This window comes from Rhodoglobus sp. GW821-FHT12B09 (assembly GCF_058809925.1).
This window is the reverse complement of the sequence record NZ_JBXATB010000007.1, coordinates 14,633-37,495: the sequence shown is the minus strand read 5'-3', so window position 1 is coordinate 37,495 and position 22,863 is coordinate 14,633. Positions and strand designations below refer to the sequence as shown.

General features: G+C 69.9%; 21 protein-coding genes and 1 tRNA gene. 7 read left to right on the top strand and 15 right to left on the bottom strand.

From position 1 onward, the window contains the following. Positions 1-46: 46 nt before the first annotated feature. Positions 47-1,399, bottom strand: coding sequence for an HNH endonuclease signature motif containing protein (locus AC1RTC_RS13230; RefSeq protein ID WP_493156399.1), 1,353 nt, complete (start codon positions 1,397-1,399; stop codon positions 47-49). Between the two features lie 44 nt (positions 1,400-1,443). Next, the gene (locus AC1RTC_RS13225) at positions 1,444-2,508 is read right to left on the bottom strand and encodes a DUF4192 family protein (RefSeq protein WP_493156397.1); all 1,065 of its coding nucleotides are present in this window, start codon (positions 2,506-2,508) and stop codon (positions 1,444-1,446) included. Positions 2,509-2,599: 91 nt separating this feature from the next. Between AC1RTC_RS13225 and AC1RTC_RS13220 the strand changes: the two genes are divergently transcribed. Continuing rightward, entirely contained in the window at positions 2,600-4,678 is a 2,079-nt protein-coding gene (locus AC1RTC_RS13220) for a RecQ family ATP-dependent DNA helicase (RefSeq protein ID WP_493156395.1), read from the top strand. A gap of 63 nt (positions 4,679-4,741) precedes the next feature. On the opposite strand, the gene AC1RTC_RS13215 is transcribed toward AC1RTC_RS13220, so the two are convergent. Then, on the bottom strand, positions 4,742-6,166 hold the full coding sequence (locus tag AC1RTC_RS13215) for an MFS transporter (protein WP_493156393.1): 1,425 nt from the start codon (positions 6,164-6,166) through the stop codon (positions 4,742-4,744). 53 nt (positions 6,167-6,219) lie between these two features. On the opposite strand from AC1RTC_RS13215, the gene AC1RTC_RS13210 reads away from it, so the two are divergent. Further along, the gene (locus AC1RTC_RS13210; RefSeq protein WP_493156391.1) at positions 6,220-7,053 is read left to right on the top strand and encodes a CPBP family intramembrane glutamic endopeptidase; all 834 of its coding nucleotides are present in this window, start codon (positions 6,220-6,222) and stop codon (positions 7,051-7,053) included. Positions 7,054-7,086: 33 nt separating this feature from the next. Then, positions 7,087-7,431, top strand: a complete 345-nt coding sequence (locus tag AC1RTC_RS13205) for a VOC family protein (RefSeq protein ID WP_493156389.1) — start codon at positions 7,087-7,089, stop codon at positions 7,429-7,431. Positions 7,432-7,468: 37 nt separating this feature from the next. Here AC1RTC_RS13205 and AC1RTC_RS13200 read toward each other — a convergent pair whose 3' ends face one another. The 5 genes from AC1RTC_RS13200 to AC1RTC_RS13180 form a co-directional block, all read right to left on the bottom strand. Continuing rightward, positions 7,469-8,182, bottom strand: coding sequence for a DNA alkylation repair protein (locus AC1RTC_RS13200; protein ID WP_493156387.1), 714 nt, complete (start codon positions 8,180-8,182; stop codon positions 7,469-7,471). Beyond that, a complete protein-coding gene (gene mfd, locus AC1RTC_RS13195; protein ID WP_493156385.1) occupies positions 8,179-11,745 on the bottom strand; it encodes a transcription-repair coupling factor in 3,567 nt (1,188 codons plus the stop codon). The genes AC1RTC_RS13200 and mfd overlap by 4 nt, the downstream gene beginning before the upstream one ends. A gap of 368 nt (positions 11,746-12,113) precedes the next feature. Continuing rightward, positions 12,114-12,698: an aminoacyl-tRNA hydrolase gene (gene pth / locus AC1RTC_RS13190; protein ID WP_493156383.1), complete on the bottom strand. Its 585-nt coding sequence runs from the start codon at positions 12,696-12,698 to the stop codon at positions 12,114-12,116. Between the two features lie 20 nt (positions 12,699-12,718). Continuing rightward, complete coding sequence (locus AC1RTC_RS13185; RefSeq protein ID WP_493156381.1) at positions 12,719-13,348, bottom strand: 50S ribosomal protein L25/general stress protein Ctc; 630 nt, start codon at positions 13,346-13,348, stop codon at positions 12,719-12,721. Between the two features lie 108 nt (positions 13,349-13,456). Beyond that, entirely contained in the window at positions 13,457-13,954 is a 498-nt protein-coding gene (locus tag AC1RTC_RS13180; RefSeq protein WP_493156380.1) for a gluconokinase, read from the bottom strand. Positions 13,955-13,980: 26 nt separating this feature from the next. Between AC1RTC_RS13180 and gnd the strand changes: the two genes are divergently transcribed. Next, entirely contained in the window at positions 13,981-15,429 is a 1,449-nt protein-coding gene (gene gnd, locus AC1RTC_RS13175) for an NADP-dependent phosphogluconate dehydrogenase (protein WP_493156378.1), read from the top strand. A 146-nt stretch (positions 15,430-15,575) separates the two neighbouring features. Then, entirely contained in the window at positions 15,576-15,956 is a 381-nt protein-coding gene (locus AC1RTC_RS13170) for a hypothetical protein (RefSeq protein ID WP_493156376.1), read from the top strand. Between the two features lie 15 nt (positions 15,957-15,971). On the opposite strand, the gene AC1RTC_RS13165 is transcribed toward AC1RTC_RS13170, so the two are convergent. The 7 genes from AC1RTC_RS13165 to AC1RTC_RS13135 all read right to left on the bottom strand — a co-directional run bounded on the left by AC1RTC_RS13165 (position 15,972) and on the right by AC1RTC_RS13135 (position 21,283). Continuing rightward, a complete protein-coding gene (locus AC1RTC_RS13165; protein WP_493156374.1) occupies positions 15,972-17,687 on the bottom strand; it encodes a long-chain-fatty-acid--CoA ligase in 1,716 nt (571 codons plus the stop codon). Positions 17,688-17,689: 2 nt separating this feature from the next. After that, positions 17,690-18,667: a ribose-phosphate diphosphokinase gene (locus AC1RTC_RS13160; RefSeq protein ID WP_493156372.1), complete on the bottom strand. Its 978-nt coding sequence runs from the start codon at positions 18,665-18,667 to the stop codon at positions 17,690-17,692. A gap of 39 nt (positions 18,668-18,706) precedes the next feature. Beyond that, positions 18,707-19,099 (bottom strand): PIN domain-containing protein, encoded by a 393-nt coding sequence (locus tag AC1RTC_RS13155; RefSeq protein ID WP_493156370.1) that lies wholly within the window; start codon positions 19,097-19,099, stop codon positions 18,707-18,709. Then, complete coding sequence (locus tag AC1RTC_RS13150) at positions 19,096-19,365, bottom strand: type II toxin-antitoxin system Phd/YefM family antitoxin (RefSeq protein WP_493156369.1); 270 nt, start codon at positions 19,363-19,365, stop codon at positions 19,096-19,098. Before AC1RTC_RS13150 ends, AC1RTC_RS13155 begins: the two co-directional genes overlap by 4 nt. A 22-nt stretch (positions 19,366-19,387) precedes the next feature. Continuing rightward, positions 19,388-20,818: a bifunctional UDP-N-acetylglucosamine diphosphorylase/glucosamine-1-phosphate N-acetyltransferase GlmU gene (gene glmU, locus AC1RTC_RS13145; RefSeq protein ID WP_493156367.1), complete on the bottom strand. Its 1,431-nt coding sequence runs from the start codon at positions 20,816-20,818 to the stop codon at positions 19,388-19,390. Beyond that, positions 20,815-21,210 (bottom strand): DUF1622 domain-containing protein, encoded by a 396-nt coding sequence (locus AC1RTC_RS13140; RefSeq protein WP_493156365.1) that lies wholly within the window; start codon positions 21,208-21,210, stop codon positions 20,815-20,817. The genes glmU and AC1RTC_RS13140 overlap by 4 nt, the downstream gene beginning before the upstream one ends. 1 nt (position 21,211) lies before the next feature. Next, positions 21,212-21,283, bottom strand: a tRNA-Gln gene (locus AC1RTC_RS13135). Between the two features lie 49 nt (positions 21,284-21,332). On the opposite strand from AC1RTC_RS13135, the gene AC1RTC_RS13130 reads away from it, so the two are divergent. Continuing rightward, positions 21,333-21,824 carry a MarR family winged helix-turn-helix transcriptional regulator gene (locus AC1RTC_RS13130; protein ID WP_493156363.1) on the top strand — a complete coding sequence of 164 codons (492 nt, stop codon included), beginning with the start codon at positions 21,333-21,335 and terminating at the stop codon, positions 21,822-21,824. Positions 21,825-21,858: 34 nt separating this feature from the next. Further along, positions 21,859-22,839: a YeiH family protein gene (locus tag AC1RTC_RS13125; RefSeq protein WP_493156361.1), complete on the top strand. Its 981-nt coding sequence runs from the start codon at positions 21,859-21,861 to the stop codon at positions 22,837-22,839. Positions 22,840-22,863 lie beyond the last annotated feature (24 nt).

Genomic DNA, 22,863 nt, shown 5'->3' with positions numbered 1-22,863 from the left:
CGCACAGCGCAGCACCGCGAGCAGCTCCACGGGCAGCGCGCGCACGTCACGCCACCCGCTTCCGCACCGGGTTCTTGGAGGACAGCAGAATCGCTGCGCGTGACGGATCGACGTCCGGTGGCGGGGTCAACCGGTAGTCGGCACCGTCGAACTCGATCTCCCAACCATTGTTGTGAAACAGGAGATGGTGATATCGACAGAGCAGTATGCCGTTGGCAATGTCGGTCTTGCCGCCGTCGCGCGCCCAGTGTTTGACGTGATGCGCCTCCGTCCAGGAAGGCGGCCTATCGCACCCGGGCGCCATGCACCCCCCGTCTCGTGCCGCAAGAGCGCGCCGCTGGCGGCGGCTGAAGAGTCGCTCCTCGTCGCCGAGATCGAGGGGCTGACCCGCATCGTCAAGCAGAACGAGCTGCGTTGCGCCCCCGCAGGCGAGCCGATCAACTGTCGCGAGCGAAACAGGGTCCGTCTGACCTTCGATGTAGGCATGGCCGGCACCCGAGACCAGGTCCGACTGCGTGACGTGAATAGTGATGACTGCACCGCCTGAACCCAGAAGCTGGCTCGAGTCGGAGGCAGCGCCCTGCCGGAGCAACTCGAGGAACACATCAGATGCGAGCTGCTCGGTCGTGCGCTCGTCAGTGACGATTGCCTCTGCGTGCGCGGCAGCGTCGTCACCCACGAAACGCGGTCCTCCCCGGCGCGGGGAGGTCGCGCGGTCGAACAGATTCGCAAAGACTGCGCTGGTCTCCGGATCCATGAGCCACGTGGCGCGGCTCATGCCGTCGGCGAGCTTCGTGAACCGCAGGGAGCGCTGCGCGCGACGGGCGCTCTCCCGTTCCACAACACCGGACTCGTCGAGCTCGTCGCGCAACTGCCGCGCTCGACGCTGAAGCCGATCGGGGTCGAGGGCCTCGGCCTCCGTGCAGAGACGGGCCGCGGCATCGGCGAGCATGGCGTCAGTCACACTGTCGGTCGGCGCGCCGAGCCCGCTGCGGATGGCATCGGCCGACGCGATCGGCAGCGCACCGGACACAATCGACTGAGACACAGCGCCCAACCACGGGGTGGCCTCGTGTGCAACGATGCGACCCACCCGCACCGCCTCAGCCGCGTCGCGAGCCGTTGACCGATTGGTGACCCGCACCACCTCCTCAGCGGTGCGCAGCCCCAGGCGGCGAGCCATCCCCTCGCCACCCAGCTCCGGCGCGGAGCGCCTGTCGATCTCGCCTGCGATGAGTGCGGCGTGGGTATCGGCAAGCTGCCGCTCGCGGGAAGTCACCTGCAGTAGTTCGAGTAGGTCGGCATCAGAGAGCGACGCGAGCGACTCGAGCGAGCGGGGTACGGCTTCGAGCGCACGGATTGCTGCGGTCACAGCCTCCAGAAGCGCGTTCGAGTTCATACTTGTATTATCTCAAATCGAACACATGTTCGAGAGTAGGTCCGCTATATCTGTGGAGAAGTCGGCGGTGTGAAGATCCACTCGGGCATCAGCCCGCGGCTGAACATCGCGTCGAGCAGCTCGCCCATGCTGTAGTCCGGCGCGATCGAGCGCACCTCGTCAACATGGGCTCCGGCCGCCGAGCCTCGACCTCGAGCCCAGTTCAGCCACGCGAGCATGCACAGCGGGGCGGGACGGTCCGCGTCATCCGCGAGCGCGATGACCCTTGTGAGGAGTGCGATCGCGAGCGTCACGCGCACAAGGTCAGGGCACGGACCGCGGCCCAGCATCAGCTCGGCGGCGAGCTTGTCGACGTCGGTGTACTTCTTCCGGGCCTCGATGCCTGCGCACGTCTCGTCCGACCACATCGCGTCGCCCAGCTCGAGGCCGAAAGCCCACTGCAGCATCACGAGGTCGCGCACCGGCGGCCCCTGGAGCGCGAAGAGCAGCAGCGCGCCGTGCTCCGCGAACTCCCCGTCCCCCCAGTCGAGCGCGCCCTCCACGAAGAACGGCAGGTCTTCGATGGGCTCGAACGCCGAGAGGTCCTCGTCCTCCTCCACGAGCGCGCGGAGCCTCGCGAGGTCTTCGTTCATGCGCCGGCACGCGAGCTCGTCCGCGCGCGGCACGCGACCGGGAACGCCTGCCGGCGGCTCGAGCGCGAGTCGGGATGCCGCCGCCTCGATCTCCCCGAGGGGCTGCAGCCGAGCATCCGGGTCGTAGTGCGAGGAGTACCCGTCGCAGCCGACAGCAAGGGCATCACGTACCGGGTAGCCCGCCTGCTGGAAGCGCCGGACCAGCACCCCGAGCAGGTGGGCCTGAGAGCTCGCCGGGCCGTCGGAGCAGATCACCGGCACGACATCCTCCGCGCCCTCGATCTTGCAGAACAGCCCGAGAGCTGTCGCGGCGAAGCGCTTCTCCCCGGATCCCGGAATGTCCAGCCTCAGCGCGCCGAACGACTGCCTGCCCTTGAACGCGATGAGCACGACGCTGCCGAGCGGATCTCGGTCGATGAAGGCGGGCAGTGCGGCGATGAGGTCGGCGGCGGTGGCCTTCTTGATCACTGTTGTCATGCAGCGAGTGTGGATTCTCCACAGGGCAGGATCTGCACACATCCGTGAATCTGTGGAGAGACCGTCGTCGGCCCCTGAGACACTGAACACGATGACAACCCGAACTGACGCCCAAGAGATCCTCCGCACGCTCGTCGGCCGCGATGACGCCGACTTCCACGACGGGCAGTTCGAGGCGATCAGCGCACTGGTCGACGACCACTCGCGCGCGCTCGTGGTGCAGCGCACCGGGTGGGGCAAGTCCGCGGTGTACTTCGTCGCGACGCTGCTGCTGCGCCGGCGGGGCACGGGTCCCACGATCCTCGTGTCGCCGCTGCTGGCGCTCATGCGCGACCAGATCGCCGCGGCATCCCGAGCCGGGGTCCGCGCCGTCGCGATCAACTCGACCAACCCGCACGAGTGGGCCGAGATCCAGCGCGCCCTCGCGAACGACGAGGTCGACGTACTGCTGGTCTCGCCCGAGCGCCTCAACAATCCGGCGTTTCGCGAGAACCAGCTGCCCGAGCTCGTGAGGCGCACCGGGATGCTCGTGGTCGACGAAGCGCACTGCATCAGCGATTGGGGCCACGACTTCCGGCCCGACTACCGGCGGCTGCGCGAGCTGATCGCCGAACTTCCCGCCGACGTGCCGGTGCTCGCGACGACGGCGACGGCGAACAGCCGCGTCGTTGCCGATGTCGCAGAACAGATTTCGACGGGCTCCATCGGCGTGGTCACTATCCGCGGCCCGCTCGCCCGCAGGTCGCTGCGCCTCGGGGTGCTGCGCCTGCCCGACGCCGCGTCCCGCCTCGCCTGGCTGCTCAGCCACCTCGGCGAGCTGCCCGGCAGCGGCATCATCTACGCCCTCACGGTGTCGGCGGCGGAGAACACGGCCCGCCTGCTGCGCGAGGCGGGCCACGACGTGCACGCCTACACCGGCCAGACCGACACCGCCGAGCGGGAGGTCCTCGAGGCCCGGCTCAAGAACAACGAGCTCAAGGCCCTCATCGCTACGAGCGCGCTCGGCATGGGCTTCGACAAACCAGACCTCGGGTTCGTGCTGCACCTGGGCGCGCCGAGCTCGCCGGTCGCGTACTACCAGCAGGTCGGCCGCGCGGGCCGGGCGACGGACAACGCCGACGTGCTGCTCCTCCCCGGCCCCGAGGACGAGGCGATCTGGCACTACTTCGCCACCGCGAGCATGCCCTCGCAGGCAAGGGCGGAGGCGGTGATCCGCGAGCTCGACGACGAGCCGACGAGCACCCCCGCGCTGGAGGCGCGCGTCGATATCCGGCGCACCCCGCTCGAGCTGCTGCTCAAGGTGCTCGATGTCGACGGCGCCGTGCGCAGGGTGCAGGGCGGCTGGGTCGCCACCGGGCGTCCGTGGGTCTACGACGAGGAGCGCTACACCCGCATCGCCGCCGAGCGCGAGGCCGAGCAGCAGCACATGCTCGACTACGAGACCACCGGCGAGTGCCGCATGGCGTACCTGCAGCGCTCCCTCGACGACGACTCCGCGGTTCCCTGCGGCCGTTGCGACAACTGCGCGGGCGCGTGGTATCCGACGAGCATTGCCGAGGATGCCACGGCAGCAGCAGCCTCGTCCCTGGACCGGGTCGGCGTCCCGATCGACCCCCGCGCGCAGTGGCCCGTCGGGTCTCCCCTCGCCCGGGGCAACATCGCCATGGGAGAGCGCGCCGCCGAGGGCCGTGCCCTCGCCCGTCTCACCGACCTCGGCTGGGGCAGCACGCTCCGCGCGCTCTTCGCCTCGCCCGACGCGCCCGCGACGCCGGCGATGCTCGCCGCCTGCGTGCGCGTGCTCGCCGACTGGGACTGGGAGGCGCGCCCGGCCGCCGTGGTGTCGCTGCCGAGCCGGAGCCGGCCGCAGCTCATCGACTCGGTCGCGCGCGGCCTCGCCGGCGCGGGCCGGCTGCCGTACCTCGGCGCCCTCGACTACGCGGTCCCGCCCGCGGGAGGTCCCGGCGGCAACAGCGCCTTCCGGCTCGCGCAGGTGTTCGGCGCCTTCACCGTGGGGCCGGCGCTCGCCGAGGCTCTCGAATCGAGCGCAGGCCCGGTGCTCCTCGTTGACGACCTCGCCGACTCGCGCTGGACCCTCACGGCCGCGGCCCGTGCGCTACGGGCCGCGGGTGCCCCGGGGGTACTGCCCTTCGCGGTGGCAGTGCGCGCCTAATGGGCTCGCGCAGCAGGCGTGCCCGGCAGGCGTGCCCAGCAGGCGCGCCCAACAGTACGAGCGCTACGCGGCCGCGGGAACGCTCCCCGTGCGCGCGACGGGAGTGGCGGGCATGAGCACGCCCGCCGCGACCGTCACCAGCGCGACCACCGCGACGGCGAGGAACACCGCGCCGCCACCGGCGGCGATCGTCGCGGGCGGGAGGGAGTCGGCATCCCCGGCCCCGAAGATCGCGTTGGCGATAGCGCCGAAGATCGCGACGCCCAGGGCGCTGCCGATCGCGCGGGCGAACTGGTTGGTGCCGGTGACGACGCCGCGCTCGTTCCACTCGACACTCGCCTGGGCGGCGATGAGGGTGGGGGTCGCGACGAGGCCCATGCCGAGCCCGATCACGAAGCACGCGATCGCGACGGTGGCGATCGACGGCGTCGCGGCGGTGACGGCGAGCGCCACGGTCCCGACGAAGGCGAGTGAGAGGCCGATGAGGGCGGTGCGCTTGAAGCCGATGCGGAGGTAGAACCGGCCCGAGAGCGTCGCGGCGATCGGCCACCCGATGGTCAGGGCGGCGAGCGCAAGACCGGCCGCGAGGGGCGGTACGTCGAGCGAGCCCTCCAGGTAGGTGGGAACGTACGAGGTGAGGCCGATCAGCATCGCGCCGACGCCGAGGGCGATGAGGGTGGTTGTGACGAGCAAGCGCCGCGAGAACACCCACAGCGGCAGGATCGGCTCGGATGCCCGCGTCTGCACGAACACGAACGCCGCCAGTAGCACGCCGCCCACCACGAAGGAGCCGATGCTCTGCCACGAGTCCCACGCCCAGCTCACGCCGCCCTGGAGCACCGCGAGGATGAGCAGGGTCATCGAGACCGCGAGCAGCGCAGCACCGACGAAGTCGATCTTGTGCTCGCGCTTCTCGATGGTCTCGTGGAACGAGCGCACGAGCATCCACCCCGCCACCAGACACAGCGGGATGTTGATGAAGAAGATGCCCCGCCAGATGTCCAGCTGGGAGAAGACGCCGCCGAGGGTCGGACCGACCACCGAGGACACCGCCCACACGCTCGCGAGGTAGCCCTGCGCCTTGGCGCGCTCGGCGACGGTGTAGATGTCGCCGGCGATCGTGATCGACATCGGCTGCACCGCGCCGGCGCCGAGCCCCTGCACCGCCCGGAAGAGGATGAGCGCGGGCATGCTCCACGCGAAGCCGCACAGGATGGAGCCGAGCAGGAAGAGGCCGATGCCGACGAGGATGATCGGCTTGCGGCCGAAGGTGTCGGAGAGCTTCGCGTAGATCGGCACGGTCACCGCCTGGGCGAGCAGGTACACGGAGAACAGCCACGGGAACAGGGCGAAATCGCCGAGGTCTTTGACGATCGTCGGCACCGCCGTTGCGAGGACTGTGGCGTCGATCGCGACCAGCCCGGTGGTGACCATGAGGGAGATGAGGATGGGTCCGCGCTCGGAGCGGAAACCGACAGCACTGGTCATTGTGGAGTTAAGCCTCGACCATTCCCCGGCATTCCCATGACACGATGGAGCCCATGCTCGACCCCACCTGGGCGCTCACGCGGCCGATCCTGTGGCTCGCCCTGGCGGCGCTCGTCGCGCTGCTCGTGCTGCGCACCATCCGCAAGGACCGCAAGGAGTACCAGCGCTTCAAGCGCTACCGCACGACGGTGAAGCGGCAGGCGATGTTCCGCAGGTGGCTGCTCGACTCGTTCCTCTCGTTCGGCGGGGTCTCCGTCGCTCTCCTGCTCCTCGCCGGGGGCTACATCGTGCCGCTGCTGCGGGAGCTCGTCGAGTGGCCGGGGCTGCGGGACATCCGGGCGCTGGCGGCTGACAGCCCGGGGATCACCGTCGGCGTCATCCTCGGACTGGTCATCGGGCTCACCGCCCTCACGATCGCCGGCGTGCGCGCCGCGCGCAAGGAGGACGAGGTGCTCACCGTCGGCGACATCAAGTCGATGCTGCCGCGCAACCGGCAGGAGCTGCGGCTCGGCGCCCTGCTCTCGATCAACGCGGGGGTCGTCGAGGAGCTCACGTTCCGGCTCGCGCTGCCCGCCGCGATCTACGGCGCGAGCGGCAGTGCCCTGGCCGCGGTGCTGGGCAGCGTGCTGCTGTTCGGAGCGCTGCACCTGTACCAGGGGCCCGCGGGCGTCATCGGCACCACCGTCGTCGGCGCGATCATGATGGCGCTCTACGTCGTCTCGGGCACGATCGTCGTCCCGATCGTGCTGCACGCCGTCTTCGACCTGCGCTCGCTCGTGCTCATCCCGGTCGCGATCTACCGGGTGCACCGCGTCGACGGGAGGGAGCAGCCGCTGATCCGGAAGCTCGAGGTGCCGGCGGACGTTCCCGCAGCGCCTCCGGCGTAGAGGAGCTCGTAGCACCCGGCTAGCATCTTCAGCGTGACCGTCTCGCTCGCCCGCATCATCGTCTCGGTGTCGTCGCTCGACGCCTCCCTCGCCTTCTACCAGGGCGTGCTCGGCCTTGAGCCGTACTACGTCGAGGCGCCGCTGGCCCGGCTGCGCAGCGGCTCCCTCGACGTGATGCTGCACCAGCGCGGCGCCGAGGCGAGCGACCGCGGCGTTGCGGTGTCGTTCGCGGTCGACGACGTGGACGCGGCGACCGCGGCCGCGGCATCCCTGGGCCTCGACATCATCGACGAGCCTGCCGACCAGCCGTGGGGCGAGCGCCAGAGTGTCGTACGTGACCCCGACAGGCACGTGGTGTGCCTGGTGCGCGCGCTCTGACGCTCTTCGAGAACGCTGGCGGGTCGAGTCCGACGAGCTACAGCGACCTGAAGTACACGCGGTCGGCGTGGGCGAGGTGCTCCGTCGCGTAGCTGAGGGTGACCCGCGACATCTGCGCCGCGTGCTCCCGCAGGAACCCGAGGAGGAGCTCGGGGTCGACGCGCTTGCCCACCTCCCGCAGCATCCAGCCGACTGCCTTCTGGATGAGGTCGTGCTTGTCGGCCAGCAGCGACTCCGCAATCTCCAGCGTCGTCGTCGCGTCCCCGTGCTTGATGAACGCGAAGGTCGACAGCACCGCGATGCGGCGCTCCCAGACGATGCCGCTGCGCGCCAGGCGCGCGAGCAGGTCGCGCGGCTTGTCGACGAGGTACTCGCCGAGGATGAACTCGGCGGAGCAGTCGACCAGGTCCCAGTTGTTGATGCGCCCGCGGCGCATCGCAGCGAGGTAGAAGTCCACGAGCCGCTCCTGCTCGGCGGCGTCTGCCTTCTTGTACTGCGCGGCCATGATCACGAGCGCCGCGAACCGGTGCTCGTGGATGTCGCTGTCGAGCAGGTCGTTCAGGTCGCCGGGCGACAGGTCGGTGAAGCCCTTCACGATGGACCGGGTCGCCGGCACTCTGACACCGATAAACCGGTCGCCTGCTCCGTACTCGCCCTTGCCGGTCTTGAAGAAGCGCTTGAGGTTCTGGGCGTCCTCGCGGTTGGCGACCGCAGCGAGTGCCGCGGCCACCGCGCGGGCGCCCGGCATCATGGCGCTACGGCGACCTCGGCGCCGAAGATCGCGACGAGGAGGCCGTCCACCCAGGCGATGAGCGCGGCATCCGTCGGCTCCGGAGGCAGAGGCACCAGTACCGCCGCGGCCGCCGCGTGGTAGCGGGACCCCGGGTACATGCGCTGCAGCCGCACCTGGATCGAGTCGGCGAGGTCGGCCGGGGCGATGCGCAGCTTGTCGCCCATGACGACGACTTCGCCGAGGCCGGCCTTCTGCGCCTTCCGCCGCAGCCTCGACACCGCGATGAGGTTCTGCACCTGCTCGGGCGGCTCGCCGTAGCGGTCGGTGAGCTCCTCGAGGACGTGCTCGATGGAGTCGTCGGACGCGGCCGGCGACGACGCGGTCGAGAGCTTCTGGTAGGCCTCGAGCCGGAGGCGCTCCGACTCCACGTACTCCTCCGGGATGTGCGCGTCCACCGGCAGCTCGAGACGCAGCTCGGTCTGCCCCTCGGCGACATCACCGCGGAAGGTCGAGACCGCCTCGCCGATCATCCGGAGATAGAGGTCGAAGCCGACGCCGGCAATGTGGCCGGACTGCTCGCCGCCGAGCAGGTTTCCCGCACCGCGGATCTCGAGGTCCTTGAGGGCGATCTGCATGCCGGCGCCGAGCTCGTTGTTCGCCGCGATGGTGGCGAGCCGCTCGTGCGCGGTCTCGGTCAGGGGCTTGAGCTCGTCGTAGAGGAAGTACGCGTACGCGCGCTCGCGGCCGCGCCCGACGCGGCCGCGCAGCTGGTGCAGCTGCGAGAGGCCGTACTTGTCCGCGCGGTCGATGATGAGCGTGTTGGCGTTGGCGATGTCCAGACCGGTCTCGATGATGGTGGTCGAGACGAGCACGTCGAACTTGCGCTCCCAGAAGTCGACCATCACCTGCTCGAGCAGCGCCTCCGACATCTGCCCGTGCGCGACGGCGATGCGCGCCTCGGGCACCAGCTCGGCCAGCTGCGACGCGACCCGCTGGATCGACGAGACGCGGTTGTGCACGTAGAACACCTGGCCCTCCCGCAGCAGCTCGCGGCGGATCGCCGCCGCGACCTGGCGGTCGGAGTACGGGCCCACGAACGACAGGATCGGGTGGCGGTCCTCCGGCGGGGTCGCGAGGGTCGACATCTCCCGGATGCCCGTGACCGCCATCTCGAGGGTGCGCGGGATCGGGGTCGCCGTCATGGCGAGGATGTCCACGTTGGTCTTGAGCTTCTTCAGCGCGTCCTTGTGCTCGACGCCGAACCGCTGCTCCTCGTCGATGATCACGAGGCCGAGGTCTTTGAACGCGATGCCCTGGCTGAGCAGCCGGTGCGTGCCGATGACGACGTCGACCGTGCCGTCCGCCAGGCCCGCGATCGTCTCCTTCGACTCCTTGTCGCTCTGGAACCTCGACAGCGCGCGCAGGTGCACCGGGAATCCGGCGAACCGCTCGGCGAACGTCTCCATGTGCTGGCGCACGAGCAGGGTAGTCGGCACGATCATCGCGACCTGCTTGCCGCCCTGCACGGCCTTGAACGCGGCGCGCACGGCGACCTCGGTCTTGCCGTAGCCGACGTCGCCCGACAGCAGCCGGTCCATGGGGATCGGGCGCTCCATGTCGGCCTTCACCTCGTCGATGGTGGTGAGCTGGTCCGGCGTCTCCGCGAAGGCGAACGCCTCCTCGAGCTCGCGCTGCCACGGGGTGTCCGGCCCGAAGGCGTGGCCCTTCGACGCCATCCGCGCGCTGTAGAGCTTCACGAGCTCCACCGCGATGTCGCGCACCGCCTTGCGCGCCTTGCCCTTCGCGGCGGCCCAGTCGCTGCCGCCCATCTTGCTCAGGGTGGGGGCCTCGCCGCCGACGTACCGCGAGAGGAGGTCCAGCTGGTCGGTCGGCACGTACAGCTTGTCGCCCGGGTACCCGCGCTTGTTGGGCGCGTACTCGATCACGAGGAACTCGCGCTGCGTCTTGATCGCGTTGCGGCCGCCGGTGCTCACCTCGCGCTGCACCAGCTCGAGGAACTTGCCGATGCCGTGCGTGTTGTGCACGACGAAGTCGCCGTTCTTGAGCTGCAGCGGGTCGACGACGTTCTTGCGCCGGCTCGCCAGGCGCTTCACCTGCCGGGTGTCGTAGCCGACCGCGCGGCCGTAGAACTCGCTCTCGCTCAGCAGCGCGAGCTTCGCCTCCGGCAGCTCGAAGCCGTGGTCGACCGACGCCTTCAGCAGGTAGGCGACGCCGGCATCGAGCGTGTCGGGCAGCGCGTCGACGATGCGGCCGGATGCCCCGGCCTCCCCCAGCACGTCGGCAGCCCGCTCGACGAGGCCGGCGCCCTCCGCGACGACCGTCACGCTCCAGCCCTCGCGCAGCAGCTCGGCCACGTGCTGGACGGCGCCGTCGGCCTGCCCCGCGAAGCTCGGCACCGCGGTCGCGTCGACGCGCACGTACGCCTGCAGGGCCGACGCCTCCAGCTCCTCGGGCGCGCCCGAGTCGAAGGCGCTCATCGTCCACCACGGCCGGTCGCCGGCGGACTCGCGCAGGGCGCTCAGGGTGACGAAGTCCCCCGCGTCGAGGTCGATGGGCGCCTCGGCCCCCGCTGTCGCCGCGTTCCAGGCCGCCGCGAGGAACTCGCGGTTGGTCTCGGCCAGCGACACCGCCCTGGTGGCCACCCGCTCCGGTGCCAGGACGGCTACCGCGGCATCCTTCGGCAGGTAGTGCGTCAGCGGCACCAGCCTGCTGACGAGCGCGGGAGCCAGGGACTCCATGCCGTCGACGGGGATGCCCTCGCCGATCTTCGCGAGCATGGTCGAGAGGCTCGGGAACTCGTGCTGCATCTCCCGTGCGCGCTGGCGGACGTCCTCGCTGAGCAGCAGCTCGCGGCTCGGCGGCAGCTCGGCGCGGTCGATGGCGGTGTCGAGGGAGCGCTGGTCGGCGACGGAGAACTCGCGCAGAGTCTCGAGCTCGTCGCCGAAGAACTCCAGGCGGAGGGGATGCTCGTCGGTCGGCGCGAACACGTCGACGATGCCGCCGCGCACCGCGAACTCGCCGCGGCGGGTGACCATGTCCACCCGGGAGTAGGCGAGGTCGACGAGCCGCGTCGAGAGGTGGGCGAGGTCGTAGCCCCGGCCGCCCTTGACGAGCTCGACCGGCTCGATGGTCGTGAGGTTGTCGGCGAGCGGCTGGAGGGCGGCGCGCACGCTCGCGACGAGGACGAAGTTCTCCACCGGTCCCTGAGCCTGTCGAAGGGTCCACAGCTTGAGGGCCCGCAGCGCCGCGATCCGCTTGCCGACGGTCTCGGCGCTCGGGCTGAGGCGCTCGTGGGGCAGGGTCTCCCAGGCGGGGAACTCGACGATCTGGGCATCCGGCAGATAGCTCGCCAGCGAGCGGCGCAGGGCCTCGGACTCGCGGCCGGTCGCGACGATAGCCAGTGCCGCGCGCGGGCCGCCCTCGCGGGTCAGGAGCCCGGCGAGCAGAGGGGCGCGGAGCCCGTCGACGAGGGAGAAATCGGTGCTGCGCTTCGCCGACGCGAGAGCGCTCTCGAACGTTTTGGCGCGCGAAAGGGCCGCGATCAATCCTTCGAGTATCACCGGACGAGTCTAGGCGGCGCGACCGACAGGCGGGTTGAGTAGGCCGCCCGCGGCCGTATCGAAACCCGGCGGGTTGAGTAGGCCGCCCACGGCCGTATCGAAACCCTGCGGGTTGAGTAGGCCGCCCGCGGCCGTATCGAAACCCTGCGGGTTGAGTAGGCCGCCCGCGGCCGTATCGAAACCTCACCGACGCAAACCTGGGTTTCGATACGCGCGCCAGAGCGCACTACTCAACCCGCAAACCCGGGTTTCGATACGCGCGCCAGAGCGCACTACTCAACCCGCGAAACCGGGTTTCGATACGCGCGCCAGAGCGCACTACTCAACCCACGAACCCGGGTTTCGATACGCGCGCCAGAGCGCACTACTCAACCAGCCGTATGGAACTTGAGCTGAGCAGCAGCGAGCCCCGCCCCCGCGACCATCTCGGTCGCATCCGCCGCGTCGGCCAGCAGGTTGGGCAGCACTTTCCGCTCGTCGGCGGTGAAGTCGCGAAGCACGAAGTCGGCGGCCGGCTGCCGGCCGGGCGGACGGCCGATGCCGATGCGCACCCGCGCGAACTCAGGGGTGCCGATCGCGGCAGCGATATCGCGGATGCCGTTGTGCCCGCCGTGCCCGCCGCCGACCTTGAGGCGGATCGTGTCGAACGGGATGTCCAGCTCGTCGTGCAGCACGATCAGGTGGTCCGGCTCGATCTTGTAGAACCGCAGCAGCGCCGCGACGGGGCCGCCCGAGAGGTTCATGAAGCTGTGGGGCTTGGCCAGGACGAGGTTCGGGCCCTTAGCCGCGAAAGTGCGGCCCTCGGCAACGCTCGCGCCGGCCTTGTGGTTCTTGAACGTCACGGACGAGCGGTCCGCGAGTTCCGCGAGGGCCATCTGGCCCACGTTGTGGCGATTGCCGGCGTAGCCGGGCCCGGGGTTACCGAGCCCGACTACCAGCCATTGGTCGTCCACGGCCTTGCGGAAGAGCTGAATTACTCAGCGTCCTCGGCGGGGGCAGCCTCCTCGGCCGGAGCGGCCTCGGTCTCGGCATCCTCACCCAGGTCCTGTGCGGCCTCGCCGGTGATGCCGACGATGAGGGTCTCGGGGTCGGAGATGAGCGAAGCGCCCGCGGGCAGCTTGAGGTCGCTCGCGTGGATCTGCGCGCCCTCCTCGAGGCCCTCGATCGACACGACGATGTTCTCGGGGATGTGGGTGGCCTCGACCTCGAGCGAGATCGTGTTGGCGTCCTGGTTGACGCTCGTGCCGGAGGCGGACTCGCCCTCGAGGTGCACGGGGATGTCGACGGTGACCTTCTCGCCCTTGCGGACGACGATGAGGTCGATGTGCTCGATGATCTGGCGCACCGGGTCCTTCTGCACGTCCTTGACGAGCGCCAGCTGCGTCTTGCCCTGGATGTCGAGCTCGAGCACCTGGTTCGACTTGCGGAGGATGAGCGCGGTCTCGTGGCCCGGCAGGGTCACGTGCTGCGGCTCGGTGCCGTGGCCGTAGATGACGGCGGGGATCTTGCCCTTGGCGCGGATCTTGCGGGCAACGCCCTTGCCGAAGGTGTCGCGCACCTCGGTGACGAGGTGGTTGCTGTCGTTGTTGTTGGCGTCAGCCATGATGAGACTCTCCTGGTGGTGTGGATACGGAATTGCGCTGGGCAGTCCACCCACCGCGTCGATAACGGAACCGAGAATGGTTCCCTCGCCGAAGTTCAGTGGCCGAGTTTACACGAGTTCGCGCAGGAGCGTCTTGACGATCGCCTCGGGGCTGTGGTCGATGCTGATCACGATGCCGCGCTCCCCCTCGCCGAGCGGCTCGAGCGCCTCCAGCTGGGAGTCGAGCAGGGCCGCCGGCATGAAGTGGCCCTCGCGGTGGCCGAGCCGGCTCGCGAGCAGGTCGCGCGGCCCGTCGAGGTACACGAACAGGGCGTCGGGGGCCGCGGTGCGGATCGCGTCGCGGTACAACCGCTTGAGCGCGGAGCAGGCAACGACAATGCCGGTTCGGGATGCCGCGGCCACCGCCTCCCCGACCTTCCGCAGCCAGGGCCACCGGTCCTCATCGGTGAGCGGGATGCCCGCGCTCATCTTGTCCACGTTGGTGAGGGGGTGCAGGTCGTCGGCGTCGACGAAGGGCACGTGGAGTCCGGCCGCCAGGCGCTCGCCGATGGTCGACTTGCCGGAGCCGCTCACACCCATGACCACGATGAGCGGGGGCTGGGGCATCCACCAACCGTACTAGCCTGTGAGTCATGACTCAGGCGAATATTGGCGTTGTCGGACTCGCGGTGATGGGCAGCAACCTGGCCCGCAACCTCGCCTCGCGGGAGGGCAACACGGTCGCCGTGTACAACCGCACCTATGCCCGCACCGAGACGCTGCTCGACGAGCACCCCGAGGCCGGCTTCATCGGGTCGAAGACGATCCAGGAGTTCGCTGACTCGCTCTCCAAGCCGCGCACCGCGCTCATCATGGTGCAGGCGGGCAAGGGCACCGACGCGGTCATCGACGAGCTGGTGAGCGTGTTCGAGCCCGGCGACATCATCATCGACGGCGGCAACGCGCTGTTCACCGACACGATCCGACGCGAGAAGGCGGTGCGCGAGACCGGGATCAACTTCGTCGGCGCGGGCATCTCCGGCGGCGAGGAGGGCGCGCTCAACGGCCCCTCGATCATGCCGGGCGGATCGGATGAGGCGTGGGTCACGCTCGGGCCGATCCTGGAGTCGATCGCCGCCGTCGCCGAGGGCGAGCCGTGTGTCACCCACGTCGGCCACGACGGCGCCGGCCACTTCGTCAAGATGATCCACAACGGCATCGAGTACGCCGACATGCAGCTCATCGCCGAGGCCTACGACCTGATCCGCCGCGGCACCGGCAAAACCCCCGCGGAGATCGCGGACATCTTCTCCGAGTGGAACAAGGGCGAGCTCGAGAGCTACCTCATCGAGATCACCGCCGAAGTCCTCAAGCAGGTCGACGCGTCCACGGGCACCCCTCTCGTGGACCTGATCCTCGACCAGGCCGGATCCAAGGGCACCGGCGTCTGGACCGTGCAGACCGCGCTCGACCTGGGCGTGCCCGTCTCCGGGATCGCGGAGGCCGTGTTCGCCCGGTCGCTGTCGTCGAAGCCCGCGCAGCGCGCCGCCGCCTCGTCGCTGCCCGGCCCGTCGGAGGACTCCTGGAAGCCCGGCGACGCCGACGCGTTCATCGAGGGCGTGCGCCTCGCGCTCTACGCGTCCAAGGTCATCGCGTACTCGCAGGGCTTCGACGCGATTGTCGCCGGCGCCGAGCAGTACGGCTGGGACATCAAGAAGGGCAACATCGCGAAGATCTGGCGCGGCGGCTGCATCATCCGCGCCCGCTTCCTCAACCGCATCACGGAGGCCTACGCCGAGAACCCCGGACTGGTCGCGCTCGTGACCGCGCCGTTCTTCGTGGACGTCATGGAGCGCGCGCAGACCGCCTGGCGCAACGTCGTGGCCGATGCCGCTCGCGCGGGCATCCCGACCCCCGCCTTCTCCAGCTCGCTCGCCTACTACGACGGACTGCGCGCCGACCGCCTCCCCGCGGCCCTCGTGCAGGGCCAGCGCGACTTCTTCGGAGCGCACACCTACAAGCGCGTCGACAAGGAGGGCACGTTCCACACGCTGTGGTCGGGCGACCGCTCGGAGATCGAGTCGGAGGGCTCGAGCCACTAGTCGGGTGGCGTCGCCGCCGTTGCGGAGGACGGCGCGCCGCGAAAGCGGGGCGCGGGCGGCCAGTTCCGGCGCGGCATCCTCCGCTACGGGGTTGTTTGGGGCGCGCAGGGCACCGGCTCAACCCGCAGTGCGACAATGGCCTAGCCATGGCTGACCTCGACGAGTACGACGACGAACCCGAGCTCGCGGGGTACCAGCCGCAGGGGGATCGTCCGCTGCGCAGCCCGCACCTGATGACCGTGATGCGGGTTGTCGTCGTTGTCGGGCTCGTCGGGCTGCTGCTGCCGGGCATCCTCGTCACGCTGGGCACGGCCAGCCGCACCGCGACCGTCGCGTGCTCCGTCTACACCGCGTACTACGCGCCGGAGGCCGTGAGCTACTCGGCGCGGTTCGAGCTCGTCAGCCCCGCGGGCACGGGCTGGAACTGCTACGCCGTCGAGTACGGCGGCAACGAGGTGCTCGTGCGGGCGATGGGGATCATCCCGGGCGGTGTGCGGCTGCCGACGGCGCCCACGGAGGACAGCTAGGCGGATACCGCCTGCTCAACCCGCGTGGTCGGCGATCAGCCTCTCCTTGACCTGCTTGCGCAGCACCTTGCCGATCAGCGACCGGGGCAGCTCGTCCACCTGGTACACGTGGCGCGGCACCTTGTAGGCCGTGAGGTTGTCGCGGCCGTACGCGCGGATCGACTCCTCGTCGAGCGTCTTGCCGGGTGCGAGCACGACGGCGGCGACGACATCCTCGCCGCTGTGCGCGCTCGGCAGGCCGACGACCGCGACGTCCGCGATGTCGGGATGCTGGCGCAGAGCGTCCTCGACCTCGCTGGGTGCGACGTTGAACCCGCCGGTGATGATGAGCTCCTTGATGCGGTCGACGACGCGGACGAAGCCCTTGTCGTCAACGGTCACGATGTCGCCCGTGCGGAACCAGTCGGCGCCCTCGTCCGAGGTCGGGACGAAGACGGCGGCGGTCTCGTCGGGCTTCTTCCAGTAGCCCGAGAACACCTGCGGGCCCCGGACGATCAGCTCGCCCTCTTCGCCGGGCTTCCGGTCCTTCGTGGGGTTGTCGGGGTCGACGACGCGGATCTCGGTATTGGGGAGGGGAAGGCCGACCGTGCCCGCCACGCGCGTGGGGCCCACCGGGTTGGCCATGAGCACGGGGCTCGTCTCGCTCAGGCCGTAGCCCTCGACGAGCGTGCCGCCCGTGAGCGCCTCCCACGGCTCGACCACGGCGGCGGAGAGCGGCATGGCGCCGGAGATCGCGATCTGGATGCCCTTGAGCGAGACGCCCTGCTCCTTCGCCGCCGCAGTGAGCCGCTCGTAGATCGGCGGGACGGCCGGGAGGAACGTCGCCGGGTGCTTCTTCACGACCTTGAGCACGAGGTCCGGGTCGAACTTGGGGAACAGCACGAGCCGCGCGCCCATGCTCATCGCGAACGTGAGGCACAGCGTGAGGCCGTAGGCATGGAACATCGGCAGCACCGCGTAGACGACGCAGCCCTCGCCGCGCGTGACCGTCGGCACCCAGGCGCGAGCCTGGGCGGCGTTGGTGGTGAGGTTCACGTGGGTCAGGGTCGCGCCCTTGGGCAGGCCGGTGGTGCCGCTCGTGTACTGGATGAGCGCGACATCCTTGGCGTCCGGCTTGAAGATCTCCTGCTTGATGGGAGCGGACTTCTGCAGCTCCTCCCACGAGATCGTGTTGTGCACGCTCGTCGTGAGTGCCTTGCGCGACTCCTTCGCCTTGGCGATCGGGAGGCGGAGCAGCGCGCGCGTTCCGAACGGCATGGCGCGCGTGACATCCACCGAGATCAGGTTCTCGACCGCCACGTCCTCGGGGAAGGCCTGGATCGTCGCGACCACGTTGTTCCACGCGATGACGGTCTTGGCGCCGTGGTCCTCGAACTGGTGGCGCAGCTCCCGCGGCGTGTAGAGCGGGTTGTGCTCGACGACGATCGCGCCGAGCCGCAGCACCGCGTAGAACGCGACGATGTGCTGCGGGCAGTTCGGAAGCACGAGCGCGACGGTGTCGCCCTTCTGCACGCCGAGCAGGCGCAGGCCCTCGGCGGCGCGGTCGATCTGCTCGCCCATCTCGGCGTAGGTCGTGGTCGCGCCGAAGAACTCGAGGGCGACCGCCTTCGGGAACTCGGCGATCGCGGACTCGACGAGGTCGTAGAGCGAGCCGGTCGGCAGGTCGATCTCGTCGGGCACGCCCTCGGCGTACGACGCGAGCCAGGGCCGGGGCGTGGTGATCTGGGTCATGCTCAGGCGGCTCCGTCGAACATGCTCGTCACGGAGCCGTCGTCGAAGACCTCGTGGATGGCGCGGGCGATGAGCGGGGCGATCGGCAGGATGGTGAGGGTCGGGAAGCGCTTCTCCTCCGGGATCGGCAGGGTGTCGGTGACGACGACCGAGTCGATCGCGGCGCTCTGCAGCAGCTCGGATGCCGGGTGCGAGAAGATCGCGTGCGTCGCGGCGACGATGACCTTCGTCGCGCCAGCCTTCTTGAGGGCCTCGGCGGCCTTGACGATGGTGCCGCCGGTGTCGATCATGTCGTCGACGATGAGGCAGACGCGGCCGTCGACCGGCCCGATGATCTCGTGCACCGTCACCTGGTTGGGAACCAGCGGGTCGCGGCGCTTGTGGATGATCGCCAGCGGGGCGCCGAGCTTGTCGCTCCAGATGTCGGCGACGCGCACGCGGCCCATGTCGGGGCTGACGACGGTGAGCGTCTCGGGGTCGAGGATCGACTGGAAGTGGTCGAGCAGCACCGGCATGGCGAACAGGTGGTCGACGGGGCCGTCGAAGAAGCCCTGGATCTGGGCGGCGTGCAGGTCGACGCTCATGATGCGGTCAGCGCCAGCAGCCTTGTAGAGGTCGGCGACCAGGCGGGCGGAGATCGGCTCGCGGCCGCGGCCCTTCTTGTCCTGCCGGGCGTACGGGTAGAACGGGCTCACGACGGTGATGCGCTTCGCAGAGGCGCGCTTGAGGGCGTCGACCATGATGAGCTGCTCCATGAGCCACTCGTTGATCGGGTTCGTGTGCGACTGGATGACGAACGCGTCGCAGCCGCGGACGCTCTCGTCGTAGCGGGCGTAGATCTCACCGTTGGCGAAGGTGCGGGCATCCGTGTGGACGAGATCGGCACCCAGCTCGTCGGCGATGTCGATGGCCAGCTGGGGATGCGCCCGGCCGCTGACGATGACTAGCCGCTTCTGTCCGGTGATCTTGATCTCGGACATTTTCCCGCTCTCTGTCAGACGACGCCGTGCACCCTAATTCTAGGGTGCCGAAACGGAGGAGTTTCCGTCGAGTATCTCCACGAGGTCACTCACGAGATCGAAGTCGCGGACGTGGCGGGTGAGCAGCGGGACGCCGAGGGTGAGAGCCTGCGCGGCGATGAGGATGTCCTTGCTGCGTGCGTGGCCCGGGCGCTTGGTCGCGACCTTGGAGGCGAGTATCGCGTAGCTCTCGGCATCAGGCTCCTCAAACGGAATCCACTCGAGAGAGCGGTACCGAGCAAGATTGCGCACCCGAATGGCCCGGGTTGCCGCGTCGGGAGCGGTGTGCACACCGAACTGGAGCTCTGCGAGACACAGCACGCTCGACCCCACTATCGGCCGAGGCCAGCGGGCGGGCGGCGAGACAAGGGAGCTCGTGTCGACGAGGATCACAGCCCAGCACGCTCCCAGGGGTCGATCACGGGGTCGTCGTCGCGGAGCGCATCGAGCTCCGCAGCCAGAGTGGGATCCGGCTCGAGGTCTTCAAGCGCGAGAGAGAGTTCGTCAGCCGACACCCATCGCCGTCTCTGCGGCACCAAGGGCGTGAGCTTCGCGACCGCTCTGCCCTGCACCGTGATCACGATCGTCTCGCCGTGCTCAGCGCGCGAGACGACCTCGCTCGGGTTCTGTTTGAGCTCTCTCAGCCCGACGGAGTTCATGGAACTCAAAGTAGCACATGAGCTACTGTGAGTCGGTCGCGTCCTCCGCCGCCTTCGCCGCCGCGGTGCCGGCGCGGTTGGCCGCGACCCAGCCCTCCATGTTGCGCTGCGGTGCGACGTTGATCGCGAGGGCGCCGGCGGGGACATCCTTGCGCACGACCGTTCCGGCCCCGGTGTAGGCACCGTCGCCGATCGTGACCGGGGCCACGAAGACGTTGTGCGAGCCGGTGCGCACGTGCGAGCCGACGACCGTCGCGCTCTTGTTCACGCCGTCGTAGTTGGCGGTGATGGTGCCGGCGCCGACGTTCGACTTCTCCCCGACCGTGGTGTCGCCGATGTAGGAGAGGTGCGGCACCTTGCTGCCGGCGCCGATCGTCGAGTTCTTGGTCTCCACGAAGGTGCCGATCTTGCCGTCCGCACCGAGGTACGTGCCCGGGCGGAGGTAGGCGAAGGGGCCGACGCTCGCACCGGCGCCGATCACGGCGAGCGTGGCATCCGTGCGCTTGACCGTCGCGTTCTCGCCGATCTCGCAGTCGACCAAGGTCGTGTCGGGGCCGACCGTGGCGCCGCGCTGCACGAGGGTCGCGCCCTTGAGCTGGGTGCCGGGCAGGATCTCGACATCTTCGGCGAGCACGACGTCCGAGTCGATCCACGTCGTCGCGGGGTCGGTGATCGTGACGCCCTCGAGCTGCCAGCGGCGCACGATGAGCTCGTTCATGCGACGGGATGCCTCGGCCAGCTGCACGCGGTCGTTGACGCCCGCGACCATCCAGCCGTCGCGCACGGGCAGCGCGGAGACCGTGGACCCGGCGGCGCGCAGCAGCCCCACCACGTCGGTGAGGTACTTCTCGCCCTGCGCGTTGCCGGTGCCCACGAGCGGCAGCTGCTCGCGCAGCGCGGCGGCGCTGAAGACGTAGGTGCCGGAGTTGATCTCGGTGATGGCGAGCTCGGCGGCCGTGGCATCCTTCTGCTCGACGATGCGGTCGAGCACGCCGGCGCTGTCGCGCACGATCCGGCCGTACCCGGTGGCGTCGTCGAGGATCGCGGAGAGCAGGGTGGCGGAGGCGTGAGCCGCCCGGTGCTCGGCGATGAGGGAGGCAAGGGTGGGGGCATCCAGCAGCGGGACATCGCCGCTCACGACGACCACGTCGCCGTCGAAGTCCGGGGGCAGCGCACCGATGCCGATCTCGACGGCGCGGCCCGTTCCGGGGACCTCGTCCTGGTCGACGAACACGATGTCGGGCATCAGCTCGGAGATCGTGGAGACGACGGTGTCGCGCTCGTGCCGCACGACGGCGATCACGCGCACCGGGGCGAGGTCGCGCGCCGTGGAGAGCACGTGGCCGACGAGCGTGCGGCCGGCGATCGAGTGCAGCACCTTCGGCCGCGACGACTTCATCCGCGTGCCCTGCCCTGCGGCGAGAACGATCACGGCGAGGTTCTGGTCTGTCATGAGGTCTCTTTCGATGCGCGGGCGGCCTTCGCCATCAATTGTGGACTAGTCAGGAGGGCGCGCTTCCACGGTGCGACGCCCTCGATCTCGACCTGCAGCGAGAAGCTCAGCACCGTGCGGATGAGCACGATGATCGCGAGCACGATGGCGTCGGTGAGCGAAGGGGTGCTCGTCACGGTGCGCACCAGGTCGGCGGCGACGAGGATCTCGAGGCCGAGCAGGATCACCATGCCGATCGAGTCGCGCAGTGTCTTGAACGCGCGGCCGCCGTCGCGGGTGGCAGCCCAGCTGCGGATCGCCAGGACGACGGCGACGAGGATGCCGACGGCCATCGCCCCCACGCCGACGAACTCGAAGACGCGCGCGACGGTGTCGAAGATCTCGGTGTCCATGCTCCGCCTCCAGGACTCGAACCTAGACCTAACAGCTCCAAAGGCTGTCGTGCTGCCATTACACCAAGGCGGATCGCGCCGTTCGGCACCCACCAAGTCTGCCAGACGGTGATAATTGACGGATGCCCGCCAGCGACGAAGTCGACCGCATCGTCGACGCGTGGTCGCGCGAGCGCGAGGACCTCGACTTCTCCCCCCTCCAGGTGCTCAGCCGCGTCGCGCGCCTCGCCCGGCACCTGGAGCGCGCCCGCCGCACGGCCTTCGCCGCCTCAGACCTCGAGCTGTGGGAGTTCGACGTGCTCTCCGCGCTCCGCCGGGCGGGCGCGCCGTACCAGTTGAGCCCGAAGGCGCTCCTGCTGCAGACCCTCGTCTCCAGCGGGACGATGACCAACCGCATCGACCGGCTCGTCGCCCGGGCGCTCGTGGAGCGTCGCACCGACCCGAACGACGGCCGGGGCATCCTCGTCGTCATGACCGAGGCGGGCAGGGAGCGGGTGGATGCCGCGATCAGCACCCTGCTCGAGGCCGAGTCCGAGCTGCTCGACCGGCTGCCGAAGGCCGACCAGGAGCGGCTCAGCGCACTCCTGCGCAAGCTGAGCCTTGATTTCGACTAGCGCCGCGTCGACTGGTGCGGGGTCGACGAGGGCGATGCTCCCGGGCCTCGGCCTCGCGCTGCTCGGGTTCGCCCTCGCGAGCCTCGCGCACGGGGCGCTGCCGGTGGTGCCGACGCTGACCGCGTGCGTCGTGCTGGGAGTCGTGTTCACGGCTCTGCCCTGGCGCGCCCGCGTCCGCGAGGCCGTGCAGCCCGGCCTCGCCGTCGCCGCGCGGCGCCTGCTCCGCCTCGGGATCGTGCTGCTGGGGTTCCGGCTGAGCCTGCTCGACATCGCGGGCCTCGGCTGGCTCGTGCTCGCGCTCATCGTGACCATCGTGCTGCTGACGTTCTTCCTGACCCTCGGCCTGGGCCGCGCGTTCCGGCTTCCCGGCGACCAGCCGCTCCTCATCGCCGCGGGCTTCTCGATCTGCGGCGCGTCCGCGATCGGCGCGATGGCGGGCGTGACGAAGTCCAAGGACTCCGAAACGGCGACGCCCGTCGCCCTCGTGACGCTCTGCGGCACCCTCGCGATCGCCCTCCTGCCCGCGCTGCAGCCCGTGCTCGGCCTCGACGCGGAGCAGTTCGGGATGTGGACGGGCGCCAGCGTTCACGATGTGGGGCAGGTCGTCGCGACGGCGCAGGTGGCTGGGGCATCCGCGCTGGCGATCGCCGTTGTGGTCAAGCTCACGCGCGTCGCGCTGCTCGCTCCGATGATCGCCGTGACCGGCGCCGTGCTGCGCCGGGAGGGCAGGCGGCCGGCGATCGTGCCGCTGTTCCTCGTGGGGTTCGTCGCGGCGATGCTGGCGAACAGCTTCCTGGCCATCCCCGCCGAGTGGACCTCCGCATTCGAGGACGTGCAGTTCCTGCTACTCGGACTCGCGCTGTTCGGGCTCGGGGCGGCGATCAGGCTCGGGATGCTCGTGCGCACCGGCGCGCGGCCCCTCGCGGTGGCCGGGCTGTCGTGGGCCGCGATCGCCGGGATGTCCCTCGCGGCCGTGCTCGTCGCGACGGCTGCCGGCGTGCCGGCGCTGGGTTAGGGCGACCCGGCGCAGCACGTCGCG